Here is a 23765-nt window from a genome sequence, read left to right as displayed (position 1 = left end):
CAGTAGAGGCAGTAGAGGCAGTAGAGGCAGTAGAGGCAGTAGAGGCAGTAGAGGCAGTAGAGGCAGTAGAGGCAGTAGAGGCAGTAGAGGCAGTATCAGAATCCACCAAAAGAAAAGCCGGGACAAGCCCGGCTTTTTCTTTTATCACTCAGCAGCTGCTTCAGCAGCGGCCGGGCGGTCTACCAGCTCAATGTAAGCCATAGGAGCGTTGTCGCCAGCACGGAAACCGCATTTCAGAATGCGAGTATAACCGCCGGCGCGCTCCAGGTAGCGCGGGCCCAGTTCATTGAACAGCTTAGCCACGATCGCATTATCGCGAGTACGGGCAAATGCCAGGCGACGATTAGCAACGCTATCAGTCTTGGCAAGGGTGATCAGCGGTTCAACTACACGACGCAGCTCTTTTGCCTTAGGCAGAGTCGTCTTGATGATCTCATGACGAACCAGGGAGCTGGCCATGTTGCGGAACATAGCCTGACGATGGCTGCTGTTCCGGTTCAGTTGACGACCACTCAAACGATGGCGCATGACCTTATCCTTCTAACTAAATCTGTGAAACCCGTAATCTGGATTACTCGTCAGCGATGCTGGCGGGCGGCCAGTTCTCAAGGCGCATGCCAAGAGACAGACCACGGGAGGCCAACACGTCCTTGATCTCAGTCAGGGACTTCTTACCGAGGTTAGGAGTCTTAAGCAACTCAACTTCGGTACGCTGTACCAGATCACCAATATAGTGGATAGCTTCTGCCTTCAGACAGTTCGCTGAACGAACTGTCAGCTCCAAATCATCGACAGGACGCAGCAGAATCGGATCAAACTCGGGTTTCTCTTCTTTCTTCTCGGGCACGCTGACATCGCGCAGATCCACGAAGGCTTCCAGTTGCTCTGCCAGAATAGTGGCTGAACGACGGATGGCCTCTTCCGGATCCAGAGTACCATTGGTCTCCATGTCGATAACCAGCTTGTCCAAGTCGGTGCGCTGTTCCACACGTGCCGCCTCGACATTGTAGGCGATGCGAACGATGGGGCTGAACGCGGAGTCCAGCAGCAGGCGACCGATAGGACGCTCTTCATCATCGTTGTGAACACGAGCAGAAGCAGGCACATAACCACGACCGCGCTGAACTTTCAGGCGCATGCTGATCTCAGCGTTTGCACCAGTCAGGTGGCAGATTACGTGCTCCGGGTTTACGATCTCGACTTCATCACCGTGAGTGATATCACCAGCGGTAACGGGGCCTGTTCCAGACTTGGTCAGGGACAGAGTTACCTCGTCCTTGCCTTCCAGCTTCACAGCGATACCTTTCAGGTTGAGCAGGATTTCAAGAATGTCTTCCTGTACACCTTCTTTGCTGCTGTACTCGTGCAGTACTCCGTCGATCTCGACTTCAGTAACCGCACAACCGGGCATAGATGACAGCAAAATACGACGCAGGGCATTGCCCAGCGTGTGGCCAAAGCCACGCTCAAGCGGCTCGAGAGTCACTTTCGCGTGAGTCGGGCTAACTTGCTCGATGTCAACTAGCCGCGGTTTAAGAAAATCTGTTACAGAACCCAGCATTGTGTCCTCTCTTTAGAAGCTAGCTTTACTTGGAGTAAAGCTCGACGATCAGCTGTTCGTTAATGTCGGCAGACAGGTCGGAACGCTCCGGCAGGCGCTTGAAGGCACCTTCCATCTTAGCAGCGTCAACCTCTACCCAAGTCGGCTTCTCGCGCTGACCAGCAACTTCCAGGGAAGCTTTGATACGCGCTTGCTTCTTAGCCTTCTCGCGAACGCAGATCACGTCCTCAGGGGATACCTGGAAAGAAGGAACATTCACAACGCGGCCGTTTACCATGATGGCTTTGTGGCTCACCAGCTGACGAGATTCAGCACGAGTGGCGCCGAAGCCCATGCGGTAGACGACGTTGTCCAGACGACCTTCCAGCAGCTGCAACAGGTTTTCACCGGTGTTACCCTTTTGACGGGCAGCGTCGCGGTAGTAGTTGCGGAACTGTTTTTCCAATACGCCGTAGATACGACGTACTTTTTGTTTCTCGCGCAGTTGCACACCGTAGTCGGACAGACGCGCTTTACGCGCACCGTGTTGACCAGGAACGGTGTCAATCTTGCACTTAGAATCAATCGCACGAACACCAGACTTCAGGAAGAGGTCGGTGCCCTCACGACGGCTAAGCTTAAGCTTAGGACCGATATATCTTGCCATCTTCTTTCTCCAACAATCCTAGACCAAGTAGCTACAGCGTTACACGCGGCGCTTCTTGGGAGGACGACAACCGTTGTGCGGGATCGGAGTCACATCAGTAATGTTAGTGATGCGGAAACCAGCCGCGTTCAGAGCGCGGATGGAAGACTCACGACCGGGACCCGGACCTTTGACCATGACTTCCAGGTTCTTCACGCCGTATTCTTTGGCGATCTCACCGGCACGCTCAGCAGCTACCTGGGCAGCAAACGGAGTGGACTTACGGGAACCACGGAAACCGGAACCACCAGAGGTAGCCCAAGACAGAGCATTGCCCTGACGGTCAGTAATGGTCACGATTGTGTTGTTGAAAGATGCATGAACGTGCGCAATACCGTCGCTCACTTGCTTTTTAACGCGCTTGCGAGCACGAGTCGGAGTTTTAGCCATTTTCTACCTTCCCGTTACTTCTTGATAGCCTTGCGCGGACCCTTACGGGTACGAGCGTTGGTCTTGGTACGTTGACCACGAACAGGCAGGCTACGACGGTGACGCAAACCACGGTAGCAACCCAGATCCATCAATCGCTTGATGTTCATGGAAATCTGACGACGCAGGTCACCTTCGACGGTGAATTTACCTACTTGTTCACGCAGACTCTCGATCTGAGCTTCGTCCAGGTCTTTAATTTTCACATTCTCAGCGATACCGGCTGCGGCACAGATGGCCTTGGAGCGGGTACGACCGACGCCATAAATAGCAGTCAACGCAATGACTGCATGTTTATGGTCAGGAATGTTAATGCCAGCGATACGGGCCACTATTCACTCCTACATATAGTAGATAACGACCACCACAAAGCCCGTGAGCGGATACGTGGCGGTCAACCAATACACAACAAAAGTTGGCTGGCTATATTAGCCAGCACAACTATTTGTTGCAAGTACTAACCGTAAAAAATTAGCCTTGGCGCTGTTTATGCTTTGGCTCGCTGCAAATCACACGCACCACACCGTGACGCTTGATGATTTTGCAGTTACGGCAGATTGCCTTAACGGAAGCACGAACTTTCATTGCTTAACTCCGTAACTACGCCGACCTTTAGCGGCCGTAGCCCTTCAGGTTGGCCTTCCTCAGGACGTCGCCATATTGATGAGACATCATATGGGTCTGAACCTGAGCCATGAAGTCCATGATAACTACCACGATAATCAGCAGCGAGGTGCCACCGAAGTAGAACTGTACGTTCCAGGCAGTCATCAGGAACTGGGGTACCAGACAGATAAAGGTAATATAGAGCGCACCTGCCAATGTCAGGCGAGTCATAACCTTATCGATGTAACGTGCTGTCTGCTCGCCCGGGCGGATCCCCGGGATAAAGGCTCCACTCTTCTTCAGGTTATCTGCTGTCTCGCGGGGGTTGAACACCAACGCGGTATAGAAGAAGCAGAAGAAGATAATGGCTGCTGCATAGAGCATCTCGTACAAGGGCTGACCCGGCTGCAGGACCATAGAGACCTGTTGCAGGATGTCAGCGATCTTGCCCTCGCCCTGACCAAACCAGGAGGTAATGGTACCCGGGAAGAGGATGATGCTGGATGCGAAAATCGCAGGAATCACACCGGCCATATTCACTTTCAACGGCAGGTGTGTGCTTTGCGCAGCGAATACCTGGCGGCCTTGTTGACGCTTGGCATAGTTAACGACGATACGACGCTGACCACGCTCCACGAACACCACAAAGTAAGTCACAGCGAAAACAATCAAGCCCAGCAACAACAACAGCAGGATGTGCAATTCCCCTTGACGTGCCTGTTCGGCCGTAGCGCCAATGGCATGAGGCAGACCGGCAACGATACCTGTGAAGATAATCAACGAGATACCATTACCAATCCCACGCTCGGTAATCTGTTCACCCAACCACATCAAGAACATGGTACCGGTGACCAGACTCACAACGGCTGTGAAATAGAAGCCCAAACCCGGATGAGTCACGAGTCCTTGCATCATATTCGGCAGACCGGTTGCAATACCAATGGCCTGGAACGTTCCCAAAACCAGCGTGCCCCAACGGGTATATTGGCTAATCTTGCGACGGCCGGATTCACCTTCTTTCTTGAGTTCAGCAAGAGCGGGGTGAACCACAGTCAGCAGCTGGATAATGATCGACGCCGAAATGTACGGCATGATCCCCAGTGCAAGAATAGAAGCACGCGAGAGTGCACCACCACTGAACATGTTGAACATCTCAATGATGGTGCCCTTCTGTTGTTGGAACAACTCGGCCAGTACGGCGGCGTCAATACCAGGGATCGGCACATAAGAGCCTGCACGGAACACGATAATTGCCCCGAGAACGAAGAGCAGACGGCTCTTCAGTTCGCTCAGACCACCTTGTGCTTTAACATCCAATCCTGGTTTCTTAGCCATTGTACTGATTATTCCTCGATTTTACCGCCAGCGGCCTCGATGGCTGCACGTGCACCCTTGGTGACGGACAGACCACGAACGGTCACAGCACGGTCAATGTTGCCAGACAGAACAACTTTAGCGAACACGATGTTTTTGGTAATAACACCGGCTTGCTTCAGAGTGCTCACGTCGACCACATCACCTTCTACCAGGGCGATCTCGTTCAGGCGCACTTCGGCAGAAACCAAAGATTTGCGAGAGAAGAAACCGAACTTCGGCAGACGGATTTTCAAAGGCATCTGGCCGCCTTCGAAACCGTTGCGGACCTTGCCGCCACCGGAACGAGAGGTTTGACCTTTAACACCACGACCACCGGTCTTGCCCAGACCAGAACCGATACCACGGCCCGGACGGTGCTTGACGCGCTTGGAGCCAGCGGCCGGAGACAGAGTATTCAGACGCATGCTTAGCCCTCCACCTTAACCATGTAATAAACCTGGTTGATCATGCCGCGTACGCAGGGAGTATCTTCCAGCTCAACGGTGTGACCAATGCGACGCAGACCCAGACCACGCAGAGTCGCCTTGTGCTTTGGCAGACGGCCGATAGAGCTGCGAGTTTGAGTTACTTTTACAGTGTTAGCCATGTCGCATTACCCCAGAATTTCTTCAACGCGCAGACCACGCTTGGCCGCGATCTGTTCCGGTGATTGACCGTGAACCAGAGCGTCGACAGTTGCGCGAACAACGTTGATTGGGTTGGTGGAACCGTAGGTCTTGGCCAGCACGTTGTGGATACCAGCAACTTCCAGTACGGCACGCATGGCGCCGCCTGCAATGATACCAGTACCTTGGGAGGCCGGCTTCATGAACACGGTGGAACCAGAGTGAACGCCACGCACCGGGTGGTGCAGGGTGCCGTTGTTCAGCTCAACCTTGTTCAGGTTACGTTTAGCCTGTTCCATCGCCTTTTGAATGGCGGCCGGAACTTCACGGGCCTTACCGTAACCGTAACCTACACGGCCGTTACCATCACCCACCACGGTCAACGCGGTGAAGGACATGATACGACCACCTTTAACAGTTTTCGAAACACGGTTTACTGCAATGAGCTTTTCTTGCAGTTCGCCGGCTTGAGATTCGACTTTAGCCATCTTCGACTCCTAGCTTAGAACTGAAGACCAGCGTCACGAGCAGCGGCAGCCAGAGCGGCTACACGACCGTGATACTTGAAACCGGAACGATCGAAAGATACGTTCTGAACGCCTTTGGCAATAGCACGCTCAGCGATAGCCTTACCTACAGCGGTAGCAGCATCTGCGTTACCGGTGTATTTCAGAGCTTCACTGATGGCTTTCTCTACTGTGGAAGCAGAGGCCAGAACTTCGGAACCGTTGGCTGCAATAACCTGCGCATAGATATGACGCGGGGTACGGTGAACAACCAGACGGGTAGCTCCCAGTTCCTGCATCTTTTTCCGAGCACGAGTAGCACGACGGAGACGAGCTGCTTTCTTGTCCATAGTGTTACCTTACTTCTTCTTAGCTTCTTTAGTACGCACTTGCTCGTTGGCATAGCGTACACCCTTGCCCTTGTAGGGCTCCGGAGCGCGGTAAGCACGGATATCGGCGGCGACTTGGCCAACCAGCTGCTTGTCCACACCACGCAGAACGATCTCGGTGGCGGACGGACATTCAGCGGTGACACCAGCCGGCAGCGCATGCTCTACCGGGTGAGAGAAGCCCAGTGCCAGCGCAACAGCATTGCCCTTGATGGAGGCTTTGTAACCTACACCAACCAGCTGCAGCTTGCGCTCGAAGCCTTGGGTAACACCGACTACCATGTTGTTGACCAATGCACGGGCAGTACCGGCCTGAGCGTCAGCACCAGCGATGCCGTCGCGCGGGGCGAACTTCAGTACATTGTCTTCTTTGGTCACTTCTACACCGGCGTGGATGGAACGAACCAGGGAACCCTTGCCACCTTTGATGGACAGTTCTTGGCCGTTCAGAGTCACCTCTACGCCAGCAGGAATAGTGACGGGTGCCTTAGCAACGCGAGACATTTCCGACCTCCTATTAAGCGACGTAGCAGATGATCTCACCACCCATGCTTGCCTTGCGGGCAGCACGGTCGGTCATCACACCTTTAGACGTGGACACGATAGCAACACCGAGACCGCCCATGACTTTCGGCAGATCAGTAGTGCGCTTGTAAATACGCAGGCCGGGACGGCTCACGCGTTGGATCAGTTCTACAACCGGCTTGCCCTGGAAATACTTCAGTTCGATTTCCAGTTCCGGTTTCACGTCACCAGCTACGTTGTAGCCAGCGATGTAACCTTCTTCTTTCAGCACTTTGGCGATAGCCACTTTCAGCTTGGAAGAAGGCATGGAAACCGCAACTTTGCTCGCCGCCTGACCGTTACGGATGCGGGTCAGCATATCCGCGATCGGATCTTGCATGCTCATAGTCTAACTCCCGAGATTCTTACCAAGAGGCCTTTTTGAGGCCCGGAATTTCGCCCTTCATGGCATGCTCACGCACCTTGATGCGAGAGAGGCCAAACTTCCGCAGGAAACCGTGCGGACGACCAGTGATGTTGCAACGGTTACGCTGGCGGGACGGACTGGAATCACGGGGCAGCTGTTGCAGTTGCAAGACAGCATCCCAACGCGCTTCTTCAGAAGCGTTCATATCAACGATGATAGCTTTCAGCTCGGTACGCTTGGTCGCGAACTTGGCTGCCAGCTTCGCACGCTTTGCTTCACGTGCTTTCATGGATGTTTTAGCCATAACCCTAACCTTACTTGCGGAATGGGAAGTTAAAGGCAGCCAGCAGAGCACGGCCTTCTTCGTCGGTATTCGCGGAAGTGGTGATGGTGATATCCAGACCACGGACGCGATCGACCTTGTCATAGTCGATTTCCGGGAAGATGATTTGCTCACGCACGCCCATGGAGTAGTTACCACGGCCATCGAACGCCTTGGCGTTCAGACCACGGAAATCACGGATACGCGGTACGGAGATGCAAATCAGCCGTTCCAGGAACTCCCACATACGCTCGCCACGCAGGGTTACTTTACAACCTATCGGGTAGCCTTCACGAATCTTGAAGCCCGCAACAGATTTGCGTGCTTTGGTGATCAGCGGCTTCTGACCGGAAATGGCAGCCATATCGGCAGCAGCATTTTCCAGCAATTTCTTGTCAGAGATCGCTTCACCAACACCCATGTTCAGGGTGATTTTCTCGATCCGAGGGACTTGCATGATAGTCTTGTAACCGAACTGCTTGGACAGTTCATTTACTACATCGGATTTGTAGTAATCATGCAGTTTCGCCATCGTTAAACTCCAATTACTTCACAAGTTCGCCGGTGGATTTGAAGAAACGGACTTTCTTGCCGTCTTCAATCCGGAAACCAACGCGGTCAGCCTTGCCAGTGGCAGAGTTGAACAGCGCGACGTTAGATACATCGATGGGGGCTTCTTTGGTGACGATGCCGCCAGCCTGACCCAGTGCGGGTACCGGCTTTTGGTGTTTCTTCACCTGGTTGATGCCTTCCACGATTACCTTACCTTTTGCAATCAGGACTTGAGTGACTTTGCCACGCTTGCCCTTGTCTTTGCCGGTAAGAACAATTACTTCGTCTTCGCGACGGATTTTAGCTGCCATCGTTCGACTCCTTACAGTACTTCGGGTGCCAGGGACACAATCTTCATGAACTTCTCGTTACGGAGTTCACGGGTCACCGGGCCAAAAATACGAGTACCGATTGGCTGTTGGTTGTTGTTAAGCAACACAGCCGCATTGTTGTCGAAACGGATGACAGAGCCGTCCGGACGACGAACGCCTTTACGGGTGCGTACGACCACCGCGTTATACACATCACCTTTCTTCACTTTACCGCGAGGAATGGCTTCCTTGATGGAAACCTTGATGATGTCGCCGATGCCGGCATAACGGCGGTGCGAACCACCCAGAACCTTAATACACATTACACTGCGAGCGCCGGAGTTGTCGGCAACACCCAGCATACTTTGCATCTGGATCATCTTAGTGCTCCGCTTTGTTTACTTCTTATCCCTGATGGGATCTGGCTGCCTTCAAAAGGCGCGAAACTATAACACAGCTATTTTTGAAAAGGTAGCCTAAAAAACAAACGGCCCCGATGGGGGGCCGTTTGGGCTAAAAAGTACCGAATTAGGCCTTTTCTACGACAGCAACCAGGGTCCAGGACTTGGTCTTGGACAGCGGGCGGCACTCGCGGATTTCCACGAGATCGCCAGCCTTGCACTCGTTGTTCTCGTCATGCACGTGCAGCTTGGTAGTGCGCTTGATGATCTTACCGTAGATCGGGTGCTTTACCTTGCGCTCGATAGCGACGGTGATGGACTTGTCCATCTTGTCGCTAATTACACGACCTTGCAGAGTACGGATCTTGTCAGTCATTACGCACCTGCCTTCTCAGTCAGTACAGTCTTGATACGTGCGACGTCACGACGCACTTGTTTCAGAGTGTGAGTCTGAGCCAGCTGGCCGGTGGAAGCTTGCATGCGCATGTTGAATTGCTCACGCAGCAGACCCAGCAGCTCCTGGTTCAGTTCTTCGACGCTCTTTTGACGCAGATCTTGGGCTTTCATCACATCACCGTCTTAATTACGAAAGTGGTCTGAACAGACAGCTTAGCTGCGGCCAGGGCAAACGCTTCACGCGCCAGAGCCTCAGGTACACCATCCATCTCGTACAGAACCTTGCCAGGCTGGATCGGGCAAACCCAGTATTCCACGTTACCCTTACCTTTACCCATACGAACTTCGAGGGGCTTTTCGGTGATGGGCTTGTCCGGGAACACACGGATCCAGATCTTGCCTTGACGCTTAACGTGACGGGTCATGGCACGACGGGCTGCTTCGATTTGACGAGCAGTCAGTTGACCACGAGATGTCGCCTTCAGGCCAAAGGTACCGAAGGATACTTCGTTACCGGCATTGGCCAGACCGCGGTTACGACCCTTGTGGGTCTTGCGGAATTTAGTACGCTTAGGTTGCAACATTTACCGAATCTCCTTACTTGGCAGCGCGGCGCTTGTTGTCACGCTTGGGCTTCGCAGGAGCTTGCTCTTGAGCAGCGGCAGCATTGACTGCAGCCAAACCGCCCAGAACTTCGCCCTTGAAGATCCAAACTTTAACGCCGATCACACCGTAAGTGGTGTGGGCTTCAGAAGTTGCGTAGTCGATGTCGGCGCGCAGGGTGTGCAGGGGCACACGACCTTCACGGTACCATTCGGTACGCGCGATTTCAGCACCGCCCAGACGACCGGAAACTTCCACTTTGATGCCCTTGGCACCCAGGCGCATGGCGTTCTGTACGGCGCGCTTCATAGCACGACGGAACATTACGCGACGCTCCAGCTGGGAAGTGATGCTGTCGGCAACCAGTTTGCCATCCAGCTCCGGCTTGCGGACTTCGGAAATGTTGATCTGAGCAGGCACGCCAGCGATTGCGGCTACAGCTTTGCGCAGTTTTTCAACGTCTTCGCCTTTCTTGCCGATCACGACGCCCGGACGAGCGGTGTGAATGGTCACACGGATGCTCTTGGCCGGACGCTCGATAGTGATCTTGGACAAGGAAGCGTTTTTCAGCTCCTTGGTCAGGAACTGGCGTACTTGGAAATCGCTGTACAGGTTGTCAGCGAAGTCTTTGGTGTTCGCGAACCAGGTAGAATTCCAAGGCTTGGTAATACCCAGGCGAATGCCATTAGGATGTACTTTCTGACCCATTGCTTATCTCCCAGCCTTAGCGTCGGATACCACTACAGTGATGTGAGCGGTACGCTTGAGGATACGATCCGCGCGACCTTTGGCACGCGGGCGGATGCGCTTCATGGAGGGACCTTCGTCTACCATGATGGTGGCAACACGCAGGGTGTCGATATCGGCACCTTCGTTGTGCTCAGCGTTGGCAATGGCAGATTCCAGCACTTTCTTCACCAGAACAGCAGCCTTTTTCGGGCTGAAGGTCAGGATGTTCAGAGCCTTGTCTACGGACAGACCACGTACTTGATCGGCTACCAGACGAGCTTTCTGGGCAGAAGTACGGGCATAACGGTGTTTAGCGATAGCTTCCATCATTTATCCCTTAGCGCTTCTTAGCCTTCTTATCAGCAGCATGGCCGCGATAAGTACGAGTCGGTGCGAATTCACCCAGTTTGTGACCGATCATTTCTTCGGTAACGAAAACCGGAACGTGCTGACGACCATTATGGACAGCGATGGTCAAACCGATCATGTTCGGGATGATCATTGAACGACGGGACCAGGTCTTAACCGGCTTTTTATCCCCGCTTTCCACCGCTTTCTCTACCTTCTTCAGCAAGTGCAGGTCGATAAATGGACCCTTCTTGAGAGAACGTGGCATGGTGATTCCTCTATGTTAACAATTACTTGTTACGACGACGTACGATGTACTTGTCGGTACGCTTGTTCTTACGGGTCTTGAAGCCCTTAGCCTTCTGGCCCCATGGGGACACAGGCTGCATGCCCTTGTTACGACCCTCACCACCACCGTGCGGGTGATCAACCGGGTTCATCGCCATACCGCGAACGGTCGGACGAATACCACGCCAGCGGTTAGCACCGGCTTTACCCAGTTGACGCAGCATGTGCTCGGAGTTACCCACTTCACCGATGGTAGCGCGGCACTCGGCCAGAACTTTACGTACTTCGCCGGAACGCAGACGCAGAGTTACATAGTTACCTTCACGAGCCAGGATCTGGATGAAAGTACCAGCGGAACGAGCCAGCTGGGCACCTTTACCAGGCTTCATCTCTACGGCGTGAACGGTAGAACCGACCGGGATGTTGCGCATCGGCAGGGTGTTACCTACCTTGATGGCAGCATCAGCACCAGAGGCGATTGCATCACCAGCTTTCAGGCCTTTCGGAGCCAGGATGTAACGACGCTCACCGTCTGCATACAGCACCAGGGCGATGTTTGCGGTACGGTTGGGATCGTATTCCAGACGCTCAACTTTGGCCGGAATGCCGTCTTTGTCGCGCTTGAAGTCGATCAGACGGTAGTGTTGCTTGTGACCACCACCGATGTGACGAGTGGTGATACGACCGTTGTTGTTACGGCCACCGGACTTGCTTTTGCTGTCCAGCAGAGCGGCGAAGGGCTTGCCCTTGTACAGCTCTTGGTTGACGATCTTGACGACGTGGCGGCGGCCCGGAGAAGTAGGCTTGCACTTAACGATTGCCATTTTTCAGAACTCCTCTTACTCGGCTGCGCCCATGAAGTCGATGTCCTGACCAGCTTTCAGGGTCACATAAGCCTTTTTCCAATCGGAACGACGGCCTACGCGTGCACCTGCGCGCTTGGTCTTACCCTTCATGTTCAGGGTACGGACGGTCTCAACTTCGACCTCGAACAGTTTCGCAACTGCAGCTTTGACTTCCGCCTTGGTGGCATCAACAGCAACTTTGAACACGATAGTGTTCTGCTTTTCTGCGACCATGGTGCTCTTTTCAGAGATGTGCGGAGCCTTCAGAACTTTCAGCAGACGCTCTTCACGGATCATGCCAGCATCTCCTCGATTTGCTTAACTGCGTCAGCAGTCATCAGAACCTTGTCGAAAGCGATCAGGCTGACCGGGTCGATACCGGCAACGTCACGCACGTCAACTTTGTACAGGTTACGAGCAGCCAGGAACAGGTTCTCATCGACTTCAGCAGTCACGATCAGAACGTCAGTCAGTTCCATTTCTTTCAGCTTGGCGATCAGTTCTTTGGTCTTCGGCGCTTCGATGCCGAACTTCTCAACAACGATCAGGCGCTCTTGACGTACCAGCTCGGACAGGATGCTACGGATAGCGCCGCGGTACATCTTCTTGTTTACTTTCTGGCTGTGATCTTGCGGCTTAGCAGCAAAGGTCACACCACCGGAACGCCAGATGGGCGAACGGATGGAGCCAGCACGGGCACGACCAGTACCCTTCTGACGCCACGGCTTTTTGCCGCCACCAGACACTTCAGAGCGAGTCAGCTGCGCACGAGTACCCTGACGGGCACCAGCGGCATATGCAACGACAACCTGGTGAACCAGAGCTTCGTTGAATTCGCGCCCGAAGGTAGTCTCGGAAACTTCAAGAGCGCTCTTGGCGTCTTTCATTACCAATTCCATTACTATCTCCTCAGACGTTACGCTTTGACGGCAGGTTTGACGATCACGTTGCCGTTGGTTGCACCCGGTACTGCGCCTTTGATGAGCAGCAGGTTGCGTTCAGCGTCAACACGAACCAGTTCCAGGTTCTGAGTCGTTACACGCTCAGCACCCATGTGACCAGCCATCTTCTTGCCCTTGAATACACGGCCCGGGGTCTGGTTTTGACCGATGGAGCCAGGTACACGGTGGGACAGGGAGTTACCGTGGGTCATATCCTGGGTACGGAAGTTCCAGCGCTTAACAGTACCGGCAAAACCTTTACCCTTGGATGTGCCGGTAACGTCTACCAGCTTAACGTCAGCGAGAAGATCTACTTTCAGCTCGCTACCAACAGTGAAAGTTTCACCGTTGTTCAGGCGGAATTCCCACAGACCGCGACCGGCTTCTACACCAGCTTTGGCGAAGTGGCCAGCTTCCGGCTTGGTTACGCGGCTGGCTTTCTTGGCGCCAGTGGTAACCTGAATAGCGTTGTAGCCGTCGGTTTCTACAGATTTGACCTGAGTTACACGGTTAGCTTCAACTTCGATAACAGTCACCGGGATAGAAACGCCATCTTCAGTGAAGATGCGAGTCATACCCACTTTGCGACCTACAAGACCGATTGTCATTGTTATCAACCTCTTTCCGTAATTAACCCAGGCTGATCTGGACGTCTACACCAGCTGCCAGATCCAGACGCATCAGAGCGTCTACGGTCTTGTCAGTCGGCTCAACGATGTCTACCAGACGCTTGTGAGTGCGGATCTCGTACTGATCACGCGCGTCTTTGTTGACGTGCGGGGAGATCAGAACGGTGAAACGCTCTTTGCGAGTCGGCAGCGGGATAGGACCGCGAACCTGCGCGCCAGTGCGCTTAGCAGTTTCAACGATTTCCGCAGTGGATTGATCGATCAGGCGATGATCAAAAGCCTTCAGGCGGATACGGATTCTTTGGTTCTGCATTGACAGAGCTCCAATAGATAAAAGAACATAAATCAACACCGCCCGACCGGGACTGCTCCCGCCAGAGGTGTGATTTTTCACGTTTCCTCCCATATCGGGAGGACTGTATGGCTGGCAACTCGTAAACGGGAAGCTCAGCAAGCAGACATATCGTCTGGCTGCCTCATGGGCAAGCGGAGAGGATTATACGGATTTTTTCCACTCACGCAAGTGAAGGCGGACAGATTGTGCGCAATTTTATGTGACAGATGGATCTCGCCAACGGCTGGGCAAGCCCTTGCCTGGCAGGGGTAACGACAATGTTGCAAACAGGCTGATAGACTGCGCCCTCGCCCCTGTCTGCGGAACCCATCCCATGCTCAAGAATCAGAAGAAAGCCTACCAGTACGGGCTCTGTGCCGTCGCCCTCTGGTCCACGGTGGCCAGCGCCTTCAAGATCTCCCTCGCCTACTTTGAACCGGTACAGCTGCTGCTGGTCGCGGCCTGCACCTCGACCCTGACCCTGGGGTGCATCGTGGCCTGTCAGGGCAAACTGCCGCTACTGCTCGACTACATCAAGAGTCGCCCCCTCTACTACCTCGCTCTCGGGGTCCTGAACCCCTTCCTCTATTACCTGCTGCTGTTCAAGGCATATGATCTGCTGCCCGCCCAGCAGGCACAGACTCTCAACTACACCTGGGCCATCACCCTCAGCCTGCTGGCCGTTCCCTTCCTCGGTCAAAAGCTGCGCCGCCGCGATGGCGTCGCCATCGTGCTCGGCTATTTCGGCGCCCTGGTGATCGCCACCAGGGGGGACGTGTTCGGTCTGCAGTTCGACAGCCCCCTCGGCGTCACGCTGGCGCTGGTGTCGACCCTGATCTGGGCCGGTTACTGGATCCTCAACACCCGCAATCAGGGGGATCCCGTCGTCAGCCTGCTGCTCGGCTTCCTCATCAGCCTGCCCTTCATCATCGTGGCGACCTGGTTGCTCTCGGACTTTGCCATGACCGCCTGGCAGGGATGGGCCGGCGCCATCTATGTGGGGCTGTTCGAGATGGGCTTCGGTTTCGTGCTCTGGCTGATGGCCCTGCGCCACGCCACCAACACAGCCCCCATCAGCAACCTCATCTTCATCTCGCCGTTTGCCTCTCTGGTGCTGCTCAACCTGTTGATCGGCGAAACCATTCACCCGGCAACCCCCATCGGGTTGGCTCTCATCGTCGCCGCCCTGCTTATCCAGCAACTCAAATATGGCAAGCGCTACCGCAAGGTGAGCAACCCCCACCCCTGACAGACAAAAGGGCGCATCTCTCGATACGCCCTGCTTTCAATCCATCCACTCCAGCGGCTGGTTCTTGGGTAGCCGGATCTCCACCTGCAAGCCCCCCAGTTCGGAGCGCCCCAACCTGATGGTGCCGTGATGCTGGGAGACTATCTTGGCAACGATGGCCAGCCCCAGCCCGCTGCCGCCACCGGTGCGCGCCACATTGCCCTGGGTGAAGGGCTTGAGCACCCGTGAGTAGTCCTCTTCTGCGATCCCCGGGCCATTGTCGGAGAGTCGCAGCCGCACCCAGTGGCCATCATCCCTGAGCTCGGCCTGCAACCGGGTCGCGCCATAGCGCAGGGAGTTGCCCGACAGATTGTTGAGGATACGGCGAATGCTGATGGGATGGCAGGCCACACGCACCGCCTCCTCCGGCAGGAGCAGCTCCACTTCCAGTCCCTGATCGGTCTGCATCAGCAACGCATCGTGAATGAGCTGGGTCAGGTCGACGGGCCGGGCATCGAGCCCCTCGTTCGGGCGAATGTAGTCGATGAACTGATCGATGATGCCGTTCGACTCATCGATGTCCGCATTGATGCTCTCCTTGAGGTACTCATCCCCCGAGGACATCATCTCGGTTGCGAGACGAATGCGGGTGAGAGGGGTGCGCAAATCGTGGGATACCCCGGCCATCATCAGGTTGCGCTCCTCGATCAGCCCCTTGATGGAGCTCGACATGTGGTTGAAGGTGCGGGTCAGGCGGCGCACCTCCCGCGAGCCCTGCTCCCCCAGGGCATCGGGAAAGTTGCCGCGCGCCACCGCCACGGCCCCCGCTTCCAGATCCTCCAGCGGTCGCACCAGCTGACGGGCAAAACGCCAGGCTGCAAACAGGGTCACCACCAGCAAGACGCTCATATAGAGGATGAGCGGTTCGATGTCGTCATCTTCAATTTCAGTCAGGGGAATACGCACCCACATCTGGCTGGCCTGGGGAGGCTGGATCCAGATGATGTAGTGATCCTGGATTTCAACTCTGACCCTGGTATCCCCTTTCAATTCGCGGCTGATGCTCTGCTCCAGATAGGGGTAGGGCTTGGAATCATTCAGCCCGTGCTGCTCCGCCTCGCTCTGGGTATAGATGTCGCTGCCAGTGGTCACATAGACCAGCGCCTCGGCATCTTCACTGAGCGCCAGCTGGTTGTTGTCCACCGGAAAGATGAGTTTGACCTGGTTTGCCAGCAGGTGGCTGATCTGCTTGACGGTCGGCGCCAGCAGGTAGTTGTAGAAGGTAACGTAGGAGACGACTTGATAGACCACCAGCACGGCAGCCAGAAACCAGAGCATACGGGAGAACATGCTGCCCACTTTCTTCATGCGTTCTCACCGTCCGGTACGAACACATACCCCAGACCCCAGACGGTCTGCAGATAGCGAGGCTGGGCCGGGTCCTGTTCCAGCAGGCGGCGCAGGCGGGAGACCTGCACATCAATGCTGCGCTCGGTGGCGGTATATTCGCGACCGCGGGCCAGGTTCATCAGCTTGTCGCGGGAGAGAGGCTCGCGCGGATGGCTCACCAGCACCTTGAGCACGGCGAACTCCCCGCTGGTCAGGGCAACCGGTTCGCCATCACGGCTCAGTTCACGGGTCGCCAGATTGAGCTGGTAGGCCCCGAAACTCACCATCTTCTCCGCCGCGGAAGGGGCGCCGGGCAGCTCCACGGTATGGCGGCGCAGCACGGCGCGGATCCGGGCCAGCAGCTCACGGGGGTTGAACGGCTTGGGCAGATAATCGTCGGCCCCCATCTCCAGACCGACGATGCGATCCACTTCGTCCCCCTTGGCGGTGAGCATCAAGACAGGGATCTGGTTGCCGGCCTCGCGCAGGCGGCGGCAGATGGAGAGGCCGTCTTCCCCCGGCAGCATCAGATCAAGCACCATCAGGCTGAAGTTTTCACGCGTCAGCAGGCGATCGGCCTGCTCCCCGTTGGCGACACCTCGCACTACAAACCCCTGCTCGGTGAGGTAGCGCTCCAGCAAGGAACGCAGTTTCAGATCGTCGTCCACCACCAGGACCTTGTATTGCTGACTCATTGCCACCTCTCTTTTCTGTCTCCCCTCATACTAGAGCCGCCCCCTGCAACCACAAAGCATAAATATGTTACCGGTTATTGCCCTCATTCGGCCCCGGAGCCGGGAAGGATGGATGGCCAGCTCTGCTTTTTGCTCGACAGCGCGGCGACAATGACTAAGATCCCGAGCAACCGGATGCAATTGGCGAGGGAGTGATAACTCCATGAAAACCAAACTCATTACCCGTGAAGGCTACACCAGGCTCCGGCAGGAGCACGACATGCTCTGGCGGGAGGAGAGGCCCGATGTCACCAAAAAAGTGGCCTGGGCGGCGAGCCTGGGTGATCGCAGCGAGAATGCCGATTACCAGTACAACAAGAAACGCCTGCGGGAGATCGACCGCCGGGTTCGCTACCTGCGCAAGTGCCTGGAAGAGCTGACCATAGTCGACTACTCACCCTCCCAGGAGGGCAAGGTCTTCTTCGGCGCCTGGGTCGAGGTGGAAAACGACGAGGGTGAGACCAAGCGCTTTCGCATCGTCGGCTATGACGAGATCTTCGGTCGCAAGGATTACATCTCCATCGATTCCCCCATGGCCCGCGCCCTGCTCAAGAAAGAGGTGGGCGATGAAGCCATGGTGCAAACGCCAGTGGGTGACGCCTGCTGGTACATCAATGAGATCAGCTATCCCAAATAAGCCAGGCCGACCCAGACGGCCAAATCGGCTGACAAGGCCAGGAGAGACCGAGCATGTCCGCCCACCGGGTATGAGAAACGTCATTTCTACCGGGGTGGCATCCCGCTGCCCGACCCCATATAGTGCTCACACTCGGCGCCTTGCGGCGCCAACCGGCCCGCGCGGCAGTGGCCTGGCAGGTATCTAAAGTATCGCCAGGACAGACCCCCTGTTCGGCGACATAGCCCCACGCTGGCCAGTTAGACAGGACCCGACCAAGAGACCCTCGATGCAAAGCCACGTAATAGAACATCAGATCGCCGGTGAGCTGAATGCCCGCCCGGAACAGGTGCAGGCAGCCGTTCGCCTGCTGGACGAAGGCGCGACCGTTCCCTTCATCGCCCGTTACCGCAAAGAGGTGACCGGCGGTCTGGACGACAGCCAGCTGCGTACCCTGGAGAGCCGCCTCGGCTACCTGCGTGAACTGGCGGATCGCCGCCAGGTGATCCTGCGCTCCATTGAAGAGCAGGGCAAACTGACCCCCGAGCTGGCCCGCGAGCTGAACGATGCCGACAGCAAGACCCGGCTGGAAGACCTCTACCTCCCCTACAAGCCCAAGCGGCGCACCAAGGGGCAGATGGCCATCGAGGCGGGGCTGGAGCCACTGGCGGATTTGCTGCTGGGTGACCCCATGAAGGATCCCGAGCAAGAGGCGGTTCGCTTCCTCAATGCCGAGCAGGGGATCACCGATGGCAAGGCCGCCCTCGACGGTGCCCGTTACATCCTGATGGAGCGCTTCGCCGAGCAGGCCGATCTCCTTGAGAAGTTGCGGGACTACCTGTGGCACAACGCCACCCTGCGTGCCCGCGTGGTGGCCGGCAAGGAGCAGGAAGGGGCCAAATTCAAGGACTACTTCGAACACGACGAACCCCTGCACAAGGCCCCCTCCCACCGGGTGCTGGCCATGTTGCGCGGCCGCAACGAGGGGATCCTCAACCTGGCGCTGGTCACCGGCGAGGATGAGGGTACCAGCCCCTGCGAAGGGATCATCGCCCATCACCTCAGACTCAACCTGCAACACCGCCCGGCCGACAAGTGGCTGCAGGGGGTGGTGAGCTGGACCTGGAAGATCAAGCTCTCCCTGCAGATGGAAACCGAGCTGATCGGCCGCATCCGCGAGTCAGCAGAGGAGGAGGCGATCAAGGTGTTCGCCATGAACCTCAAGGATCTACTGATGGCGGCACCGGCCGGCATGCGCTGCACCATGGGGCTGGATCCCGGCATCCGCACCGGGGTCAAGGTGGCGGTGGTGGATGCCACCGGCAAGCTGGTCGATCACGCGACCATCTATCCGTTCGAACCCAAGCGCCAGGTTGACCAGAGTCTCAAGACCCTGAGCGAGCTGTGCCAGAAGCACAAGGTCGAGCTCATCAGCATCGGCAACGGCACCGCATCCCGGGAAACCGACCGCCTGGTGAGCGATCTGTTCGAGCGCTACCCGGCCGCCAAGGCGCAGAAGATCGTGGTCAGTGAAGCGGGGGCATCGGTCTACTCCGCCTCCGAGCTTGCCTCCCAGGAGTTCCCGGATCTCGACGTCTCCATTCGCGGCGCCGTCTCCATCGCCCGCCGGCTGCAGGATCCCCTGGCAGAGCTGGTCAAGATCGACCCCAAGAGCATCGGTGTCGGTCAGTACCAGCACGATGTCGGCCAGAGCCAGCTGGCCCGCCGCCTCGACGCGGTGGTCGAGGATTGCGTGAACGCGGTGGGGGTGGATGTGAATACCGCCTCGGTCGCCCTGCTCAACCGGGTTTCCGGCCTCTCCCAGACCCTGGCCCAGAACATCGTCGCCTACCGCGACGAGAACGGCGCCTTCAAGAGTCGTCAGCAGTTGCTGAAAGTCAGCCGACTCGGGCCCAAAGCCTTCGAGCAGTGCGCCGGCTTCCTGCGCATTCGGGGCGGCAGCAACCCGCTGGACGGCTCGGCGGTGCACCCGGAATCCTACCCGGTGGTGGAGCGGATCCTCGCCAAGCTGGAGCAGACCGTGGACAGCCTGCTCGGCAACAGCAGCCTGCTGCGCACCCTCAAGCCCACCGACTACACCGACGAGCAGTTCGGGGTGCCTACCGTCACCGACATCATCGGCGAACTGGACAAGCCTGGCCGCGACCCGCGTCCCGAGTTCAAGACCGCCACCTTCAAGGAAGGGGTGGAGAAAATCAGCGATCTGGTGCCCGAGATGGTGCTGGAGGGTGTGGTCACCAACGTCACCAACTTCGGCGCCTTCGTCGACATCGGCGTCCATCAGGACGGGCTGGTGCACATTTCTTCCCTCACCGATCGCTTCGTCAAGGATCCCCGCGAGGTGGTCAAGGCCGGTGACATCGTCCGGGTCAAGGTGCTGGAAGTCGACGTACCGCGCAAACGCATCAGTCTGACCATGCGTCTGGATGAAAAAGCCGGCCAGCCTGCACGCAAACCGGCCGAGCCGCGTCACACCGGCAACGCCCGACCGAAACAGGCGCCCCGTCAGAGCGCTCCGACCGAGGGTGCCATGGGCAACGCCTTCGCGGCTGCCCTGTCGAAACTGAAGAAATAAGCCCCCAGAATGCAAAAAAGCCCCGAAAGGGGCTTTTTCATGCCTGCACGGAGCGGGATCAAACGTCCTGACTCAGGCTATGCGGGGAGGCCGGCCTCACCGCTTGCTGATAGTGCCTGGCAATCACCTGGTTTCGATTGTCCATATAAGCACCGAGCGGGCCTGTGGTTTCCTGCCTGAGGGTCATCAGATCCTTGCGGGCCTGTGCCTCCTTGCCAGAGGCGGCACGGGCCACACTCATGTCTTGTGACGATGGTTCATCGGGAGCCAGTGCTGCGGCACGCACCTGCTGCATCTTGGCGATGGTCGCGGCGGGATCCCCGGGAATGGTCCCCATGTCGATGACCACCTCCCCCCCGGTGGCATAACGCTTGCCATCCGGCCCACGGGAAAACTGGTAGGTAGGACTCCCCGCATGCTCGCCGCCGGCTGCCTGGTGCGCCTGCTCGTGCTTGCGAACTTCGAGATCCCGTTCGACCAGCGCAGCCACCTGACGCTGCTGCTTTTGCTGCTCCTGCTGTTCACCCTCCTGACGTTGTCGACGCTCCCCCTCCTCCCCCGTTGCCTCGACAAAACGGTGCGCCACCATCACGGGGCCGGTCTGGCTGTTCTCTTTCGTGGACGAGGATGGGGCGGCGGGATTGGCCTGGGCGGCCCGGGATCTCTCTTTCTGGGAACCGACGCCGGACTCGGCATTGGACGCTTCGCTCTGGCGGCTGGGGGGCACCAGTTCTGCGCGGCGGTTGTCAGTCTGTGCCGATTCCGTCTGCGGCTGCAGTTGATTCGGAATGATGGTCGGCAGACTGACGTTGATGTTCATGTCACACCCGGATATCGATCAGGGTGCCCAGCATGTCGCTGGCCGTCTGGATCACTTTGGCGGATGCCCCGGCATGCAGCTCGGCCACCTTGAGATTCACCAGTTCATCCGGCAACTGCACCTGCTCACCCGCTGACGTATTGAGACGGGCGATCTGGCTGGACGCCTGGCCCGCCAACTGCTCGGCTCGTTGGAACCCCTGCACGCCCGCCGTCATGGCTGATTCGATACGCATTGGCACACTCCTCTGTAGGGTTGGCTAATTATCCACCAACCTGACGAGTTATTGAAGCCTGCCGCTCAAATCTCAGTCAATGAACCGCCGCAGGAGGGTGATGAACTGCTCTGGATGGGAGATGAAGGGAGCATGGGATGCCTTCTCCAGCACCAGACTGTGGCTGGCAGGGTAGCGCGCATCCAGCAAGGGAATGGCGGCCTTCGGCACCAGGGTATCCAGCCTGCCGTAAAGACGCAGCCAGGGCAGATCCAGGCCGATCAGTTCATCCCGCAGATCGACCTCGGCCAGCAGGCCCAGACCCGCCTCCAAGGCCGCAAGCCGGGGAGCGGGTCGCTCCGCCAGCCAGTGACGCAACTGGCGAATGTCGTTTCTGGCGTGCTCGCTGCCCATGGCCTGGATCGCGAGGAAGCGCTCTATGGTCTGCATGAAGTCGCCGGCCAGCATCTGGTTAAACCCCGCCAGCACCTTGGGGGCAATCCCGGGCCACTCGTCGCGGGCCATGAAGCAGGGAGAACTGGCTACGGTAATGAGAGAGTGAAGGCGTTCAGGCATGGTCAGCGCCAACTGACTCGCCACCAGACCACCGAGGGACCAGCCGAGCAGATGGCATTTTTCAGGCAATATGGCCGCCACCTGCTCTGCCAGCCAGGGCAGGGTGTAGTCTGTCCCTGCTTGCAGGGGGCTGTTGCCAAAGCCGGGCAGGTCCACCAGATGCAGCCGATAGTGGGCAGCCAGTTCTTGGGCAATACCGTGCCAGACGGCCCCGTTCATGCCCCAGCCATGCAACAACACCAGGTCCGGGCCCTGGCCAAACCGCTCAACCGATACGCTCATCTAGACTCAAGATCCCTGTTTATCTGCTTGGAGCCTGCATGTTAAAGCGGCTGCTCGCCAAAGCAAGTCCGATCCTTGGCACCCAGTCCGACTGGCTCGGTCTGTGCCTGCTCTGTCGCCAACCCTGTGACGACACGCCCTTGTTGTGCTCCTGGTGCCGCCACGCCCAGCGCCAACACGACAGACGATGCCTGATGTGTGCAGCACCGCTGCCGGAGCAACATCGCGAGAGCGAACTGCTGTGCGGACGCTGCCAGCGCAGACCCGCCCCCTGGGAGCGTTTGCAGGTGATCGGCGATTATCAGGCACCTTATGCCCAACTCATCCCCCGGCTGAAGTATTCCGGTCAGATCCTGCTCGCGCCGCTGCTTGCCCGCCTGCTGGCAGACCATCTGGATCTCGCCAACCCGCCGCAGGTCATCATTCCGGTTCCCCTGCACTGGTGGCGCCAGTGGTGGCGAGGCTTCAACCAGGCAGAAGAAATCGGCCATGCCCTGAGCGCACTCACCGGCATTCCTTGCGACACCCGCGTACTGCGCCGGACAAGGTCGACCCCGCAACAGACCCGGCTCAGTGCCGGCCAGCGGCGACGCAATCTGCGTGGCGCCTTCGAAATAGAACCTCACCACTACCGGCATGTGGCACTGCTCGATGATGTGGTCACCACGGGCGCCACCGCAGGTCAGCTCACCCGGTTGCTTCATGAGCACGGCGTCACCACGGTGGAGGTGTGGGCCATCTGCCGTACCCTCCGACACCTGAAATAACCGGGCAGGGATCCGGCCCGGGAGTCCGCAGGCGGCATGATTCCGATACGCCCGGGCTCACAGGCTCGCCATCGGCACGCTACCCAAGCCCCGCCAAGCGAGTTATCATGAATACCCTAGTCGTACACTCAGGTTTATGAGGATAGTGATGATCAGCATTTCCGACACCGCCCAGGCCCACTTCCGCAAGTTGCTGGAGAAGCAGCCTGATGGCACCAACATCCGGGTGTTTGTGGTCAATCCGGGAACCCAGAATGCCGAGTGCGGCGTATCCTATTGCCCACCCGACGCGGTCGATCCGGAAGATCAGCACCTGCCCTTCAGCGGCTTCGACTGCCTGGTCGATCCCCTGAGCGCCCCCTTCCTGGTGGATGCCACCATCGACTTCGTCACCGATCAGATGGGCTCCCAGCTCACCCTGAAAGCCCCGAACGCCAAGATGCGCAAGGTGGCCGACGACGCCCCGCTGATCGACCGCATCGAGTACGTGTTGATGTCCGAGGTGAACCCCATGCTGGCCGGTCACGGCGGCAAGGTCACCCTGGTCGAGCTGACCGACGACAAACTGGCCATCCTGCAGTTTGGCGGCGGTTGCAACGGTTGCTCCATGGTCGACTACACCCTGAAAGAGGGGATCGAGAAGCAGTTGCTGGAGAAATTCCCGGGCGAGCTCAACGGCGTCAAGGATGCCACCGAGCACCAGCGCGGCGACCACTCCTACTACTGATTTGCCCCCTTGCGGCAAAGAAAAGGCC

Annotated in this window: 38 protein-coding genes; 5 read left to right on the top strand and 33 right to left on the bottom strand. The window is 57.3% G+C overall.

Annotation, left to right across the window (positions count from 1 at the left end):
* Positions 1 to 144: 144 nt before the first annotated feature.
* The 28 genes from rplQ to rpsJ all read right to left on the bottom strand — a co-directional run bounded on the left by rplQ (position 145) and on the right by rpsJ (position 13767).
* A complete protein-coding gene (gene rplQ / locus AB5Y53_RS03425; RefSeq protein WP_005307999.1) occupies positions 145 to 528 on the bottom strand; it encodes a 50S ribosomal protein L17 in 384 nt (127 codons plus the stop codon).
* A 43-nt stretch (positions 529 to 571) separates the two neighbouring features.
* Positions 572 to 1561 carry a DNA-directed RNA polymerase subunit alpha gene (gene rpoA / locus AB5Y53_RS03420; protein ID WP_005307997.1) on the bottom strand — a complete coding sequence of 330 codons (990 nt, stop codon included), beginning with the start codon at positions 1559 to 1561 and terminating at the stop codon, positions 572 to 574.
* 25 nt (positions 1562 to 1586) lie between these two features.
* Positions 1587 to 2207 (bottom strand): 30S ribosomal protein S4, encoded by a 621-nt coding sequence (gene rpsD, locus AB5Y53_RS03415; RefSeq protein WP_010672568.1) that lies wholly within the window; start codon positions 2205 to 2207, stop codon positions 1587 to 1589.
* Positions 2208 to 2246: 39 nt separating this feature from the next.
* Complete coding sequence (gene rpsK, locus AB5Y53_RS03410) at positions 2247 to 2636, bottom strand: 30S ribosomal protein S11 (protein ID WP_005319702.1); 390 nt, start codon at positions 2634 to 2636, stop codon at positions 2247 to 2249.
* A 14-nt stretch (positions 2637 to 2650) separates the two neighbouring features.
* Positions 2651 to 3007, bottom strand: a complete 357-nt coding sequence (rpsM, locus tag AB5Y53_RS03405) for a 30S ribosomal protein S13 (protein ID WP_005307991.1) — start codon at positions 3005 to 3007, stop codon at positions 2651 to 2653.
* A 139-nt stretch (positions 3008 to 3146) separates the two neighbouring features.
* Positions 3147 to 3260 (bottom strand): 50S ribosomal protein L36, encoded by a 114-nt coding sequence (gene rpmJ / locus AB5Y53_RS03400; RefSeq protein ID WP_005319705.1) that lies wholly within the window; start codon positions 3258 to 3260, stop codon positions 3147 to 3149.
* A gap of 27 nt (positions 3261 to 3287) precedes the next feature.
* On the bottom strand, positions 3288 to 4616 hold the full coding sequence (secY, locus tag AB5Y53_RS03395; protein WP_010672567.1) for a preprotein translocase subunit SecY: 1329 nt from the start codon (positions 4614 to 4616) through the stop codon (positions 3288 to 3290).
* Positions 4617 to 4624: 8 nt separating this feature from the next.
* Complete coding sequence (rplO, locus tag AB5Y53_RS03390; protein ID WP_005307987.1) at positions 4625 to 5062, bottom strand: 50S ribosomal protein L15; 438 nt, start codon at positions 5060 to 5062, stop codon at positions 4625 to 4627.
* Between the two features lie 2 nt (positions 5063 to 5064).
* On the bottom strand, positions 5065 to 5244 hold the full coding sequence (gene rpmD / locus AB5Y53_RS03385) for a 50S ribosomal protein L30 (RefSeq protein ID WP_005307985.1): 180 nt from the start codon (positions 5242 to 5244) through the stop codon (positions 5065 to 5067).
* A 6-nt stretch (positions 5245 to 5250) separates the two neighbouring features.
* Positions 5251 to 5751: a 30S ribosomal protein S5 gene (gene rpsE / locus AB5Y53_RS03380; protein WP_005340605.1), complete on the bottom strand. Its 501-nt coding sequence runs from the start codon at positions 5749 to 5751 to the stop codon at positions 5251 to 5253.
* Positions 5752 to 5765: 14 nt separating this feature from the next.
* On the bottom strand, positions 5766 to 6119 hold the full coding sequence (rplR, locus tag AB5Y53_RS03375) for a 50S ribosomal protein L18 (RefSeq protein ID WP_010672566.1): 354 nt from the start codon (positions 6117 to 6119) through the stop codon (positions 5766 to 5768).
* Positions 6120 to 6128: 9 nt separating this feature from the next.
* A complete protein-coding gene (gene rplF / locus AB5Y53_RS03370; RefSeq protein ID WP_010672565.1) occupies positions 6129 to 6662 on the bottom strand; it encodes a 50S ribosomal protein L6 in 534 nt (177 codons plus the stop codon).
* 13 nt (positions 6663 to 6675) lie between these two features.
* The gene (gene rpsH, locus AB5Y53_RS03365) at positions 6676 to 7068 is read right to left on the bottom strand and encodes a 30S ribosomal protein S8 (RefSeq protein ID WP_010672564.1); all 393 of its coding nucleotides are present in this window, start codon (positions 7066 to 7068) and stop codon (positions 6676 to 6678) included.
* A gap of 19 nt (positions 7069 to 7087) precedes the next feature.
* Complete coding sequence (gene rpsN, locus AB5Y53_RS03360) at positions 7088 to 7393, bottom strand: 30S ribosomal protein S14 (protein WP_005331161.1); 306 nt, start codon at positions 7391 to 7393, stop codon at positions 7088 to 7090.
* A gap of 10 nt (positions 7394 to 7403) precedes the next feature.
* A complete protein-coding gene (gene rplE, locus AB5Y53_RS03355; protein ID WP_005331162.1) occupies positions 7404 to 7943 on the bottom strand; it encodes a 50S ribosomal protein L5 in 540 nt (179 codons plus the stop codon).
* A gap of 13 nt (positions 7944 to 7956) precedes the next feature.
* Positions 7957 to 8274 (bottom strand): 50S ribosomal protein L24, encoded by a 318-nt coding sequence (gene rplX / locus AB5Y53_RS03350; protein ID WP_005307977.1) that lies wholly within the window; start codon positions 8272 to 8274, stop codon positions 7957 to 7959.
* An 11-nt stretch (positions 8275 to 8285) separates the two neighbouring features.
* Positions 8286 to 8654, bottom strand: coding sequence for a 50S ribosomal protein L14 (gene rplN / locus AB5Y53_RS03345; RefSeq protein WP_005307975.1), 369 nt, complete (start codon positions 8652 to 8654; stop codon positions 8286 to 8288).
* 148 nt (positions 8655 to 8802) lie between these two features.
* Positions 8803 to 9051 (bottom strand): 30S ribosomal protein S17, encoded by a 249-nt coding sequence (gene rpsQ / locus AB5Y53_RS03340; protein WP_005307966.1) that lies wholly within the window; start codon positions 9049 to 9051, stop codon positions 8803 to 8805.
* Positions 9051 to 9242, bottom strand: a complete 192-nt coding sequence (gene rpmC / locus AB5Y53_RS03335; protein WP_005307965.1) for a 50S ribosomal protein L29 — start codon at positions 9240 to 9242, stop codon at positions 9051 to 9053. Before rpmC ends, rpsQ begins: the two co-directional genes overlap by 1 nt.
* Positions 9242 to 9655, bottom strand: a complete 414-nt coding sequence (gene rplP / locus AB5Y53_RS03330; protein ID WP_010672562.1) for a 50S ribosomal protein L16 — start codon at positions 9653 to 9655, stop codon at positions 9242 to 9244. Before rplP ends, rpmC begins: the two co-directional genes overlap by 1 nt.
* A 13-nt stretch (positions 9656 to 9668) precedes the next feature.
* The gene (gene rpsC / locus AB5Y53_RS03325; RefSeq protein WP_005331168.1) at positions 9669 to 10382 is read right to left on the bottom strand and encodes a 30S ribosomal protein S3; all 714 of its coding nucleotides are present in this window, start codon (positions 10380 to 10382) and stop codon (positions 9669 to 9671) included.
* 3 nt (positions 10383 to 10385) lie between these two features.
* Entirely contained in the window at positions 10386 to 10730 is a 345-nt protein-coding gene (rplV, locus tag AB5Y53_RS03320; RefSeq protein WP_010672561.1) for a 50S ribosomal protein L22, read from the bottom strand.
* Positions 10731 to 10740: 10 nt separating this feature from the next.
* A complete protein-coding gene (gene rpsS / locus AB5Y53_RS03315) occupies positions 10741 to 11019 on the bottom strand; it encodes a 30S ribosomal protein S19 (RefSeq protein WP_005307960.1) in 279 nt (92 codons plus the stop codon).
* A gap of 22 nt (positions 11020 to 11041) precedes the next feature.
* A complete protein-coding gene (gene rplB / locus AB5Y53_RS03310) occupies positions 11042 to 11863 on the bottom strand; it encodes a 50S ribosomal protein L2 (protein ID WP_010672560.1) in 822 nt (273 codons plus the stop codon).
* A gap of 15 nt (positions 11864 to 11878) precedes the next feature.
* A complete protein-coding gene (gene rplW / locus AB5Y53_RS03305; RefSeq protein ID WP_342690021.1) occupies positions 11879 to 12178 on the bottom strand; it encodes a 50S ribosomal protein L23 in 300 nt (99 codons plus the stop codon).
* Complete coding sequence (gene rplD, locus AB5Y53_RS03300; RefSeq protein WP_005340616.1) at positions 12178 to 12783, bottom strand: 50S ribosomal protein L4; 606 nt, start codon at positions 12781 to 12783, stop codon at positions 12178 to 12180. Before rplD ends, rplW begins: the two co-directional genes overlap by 1 nt.
* Before the next feature lie 17 nt (positions 12784 to 12800).
* Complete coding sequence (gene rplC / locus AB5Y53_RS03295) at positions 12801 to 13433, bottom strand: 50S ribosomal protein L3 (RefSeq protein ID WP_010672559.1); 633 nt, start codon at positions 13431 to 13433, stop codon at positions 12801 to 12803.
* Positions 13434 to 13455: 22 nt separating this feature from the next.
* Positions 13456 to 13767, bottom strand: a complete 312-nt coding sequence (rpsJ, locus tag AB5Y53_RS03290; RefSeq protein WP_005307944.1) for a 30S ribosomal protein S10 — start codon at positions 13765 to 13767, stop codon at positions 13456 to 13458.
* A 355-nt stretch (positions 13768 to 14122) separates the two neighbouring features.
* On the opposite strand from rpsJ, the gene AB5Y53_RS03285 reads away from it, so the two are divergent.
* A complete protein-coding gene (locus tag AB5Y53_RS03285; RefSeq protein ID WP_319921799.1) occupies positions 14123 to 15037 on the top strand; it encodes a DMT family transporter in 915 nt (304 codons plus the stop codon).
* A gap of 36 nt (positions 15038 to 15073) precedes the next feature.
* Here the strand turns inward: AB5Y53_RS03285 and envZ are convergent, their stop codons facing one another.
* Together envZ and ompR are read right to left on the bottom strand one after the other, a co-directional pair.
* Complete coding sequence (envZ, locus tag AB5Y53_RS03280; protein WP_010672557.1) at positions 15074 to 16384, bottom strand: two-component system sensor histidine kinase EnvZ; 1311 nt, start codon at positions 16382 to 16384, stop codon at positions 15074 to 15076.
* The gene (gene ompR / locus AB5Y53_RS03275) at positions 16381 to 17100 is read right to left on the bottom strand and encodes a two-component system response regulator OmpR (RefSeq protein WP_010672556.1); all 720 of its coding nucleotides are present in this window, start codon (positions 17098 to 17100) and stop codon (positions 16381 to 16383) included. Before ompR ends, envZ begins: the two co-directional genes overlap by 4 nt.
* 202 nt (positions 17101 to 17302) lie before the next feature.
* Here ompR and greB point away from each other — a divergent pair, with 202 nt between their 5' ends.
* Both greB and AB5Y53_RS03265 read left to right on the top strand, forming a co-directional pair.
* Positions 17303 to 17776 carry a transcription elongation factor GreB gene (greB, locus tag AB5Y53_RS03270; protein WP_039039492.1) on the top strand — a complete coding sequence of 158 codons (474 nt, stop codon included), beginning with the start codon at positions 17303 to 17305 and terminating at the stop codon, positions 17774 to 17776.
* Between the two features lie 268 nt (positions 17777 to 18044).
* Positions 18045 to 20351 carry a Tex family protein gene (locus AB5Y53_RS03265; RefSeq protein ID WP_368181121.1) on the top strand — a complete coding sequence of 769 codons (2307 nt, stop codon included), beginning with the start codon at positions 18045 to 18047 and terminating at the stop codon, positions 20349 to 20351.
* Between the two features lie 58 nt (positions 20352 to 20409).
* Here AB5Y53_RS03265 and AB5Y53_RS03260 read toward each other — a convergent pair whose 3' ends face one another.
* The 3 genes from AB5Y53_RS03260 to bioH form a co-directional block, all read right to left on the bottom strand.
* Entirely contained in the window at positions 20410 to 21171 is a 762-nt protein-coding gene (locus tag AB5Y53_RS03260) for a putative metalloprotease CJM1_0395 family protein (RefSeq protein ID WP_290434875.1), read from the bottom strand.
* A 1-nt stretch (position 21172) separates the two neighbouring features.
* Complete coding sequence (locus AB5Y53_RS03255; protein ID WP_323951083.1) at positions 21173 to 21406, bottom strand: flagellar biosynthesis protein FlgE; 234 nt, start codon at positions 21404 to 21406, stop codon at positions 21173 to 21175.
* Positions 21407 to 21478: 72 nt separating this feature from the next.
* Positions 21479 to 22243 carry a pimeloyl-ACP methyl ester esterase BioH gene (gene bioH / locus AB5Y53_RS03250; protein ID WP_010672551.1) on the bottom strand — a complete coding sequence of 255 codons (765 nt, stop codon included), beginning with the start codon at positions 22241 to 22243 and terminating at the stop codon, positions 21479 to 21481.
* 38 nt (positions 22244 to 22281) lie between these two features.
* Between bioH and AB5Y53_RS03245 the strand changes: the two genes are divergently transcribed.
* Positions 22282 to 23010 (top strand): ComF family protein, encoded by a 729-nt coding sequence (locus tag AB5Y53_RS03245; RefSeq protein WP_368181120.1) that lies wholly within the window; start codon positions 22282 to 22284, stop codon positions 23008 to 23010.
* 148 nt (positions 23011 to 23158) lie between these two features.
* Positions 23159 to 23737 carry a Fe-S biogenesis protein NfuA gene (gene nfuA / locus AB5Y53_RS03240; protein ID WP_010672549.1) on the top strand — a complete coding sequence of 193 codons (579 nt, stop codon included), beginning with the start codon at positions 23159 to 23161 and terminating at the stop codon, positions 23735 to 23737.
* Positions 23738 to 23765: the final 28 nt, after the last annotated feature.

Origin of the sequence: Aeromonas sp. R7-5 (assembly GCF_040908015.1) — a bacterium.
Classification (GTDB): Bacteria; Pseudomonadota; Gammaproteobacteria; order Enterobacterales; family Aeromonadaceae; genus Aeromonas; species Aeromonas caviae.
The sequence above is the reverse complement of the archived record's forward strand: the minus strand, read 5'-3'. Positions and strand labels throughout refer to the sequence as shown.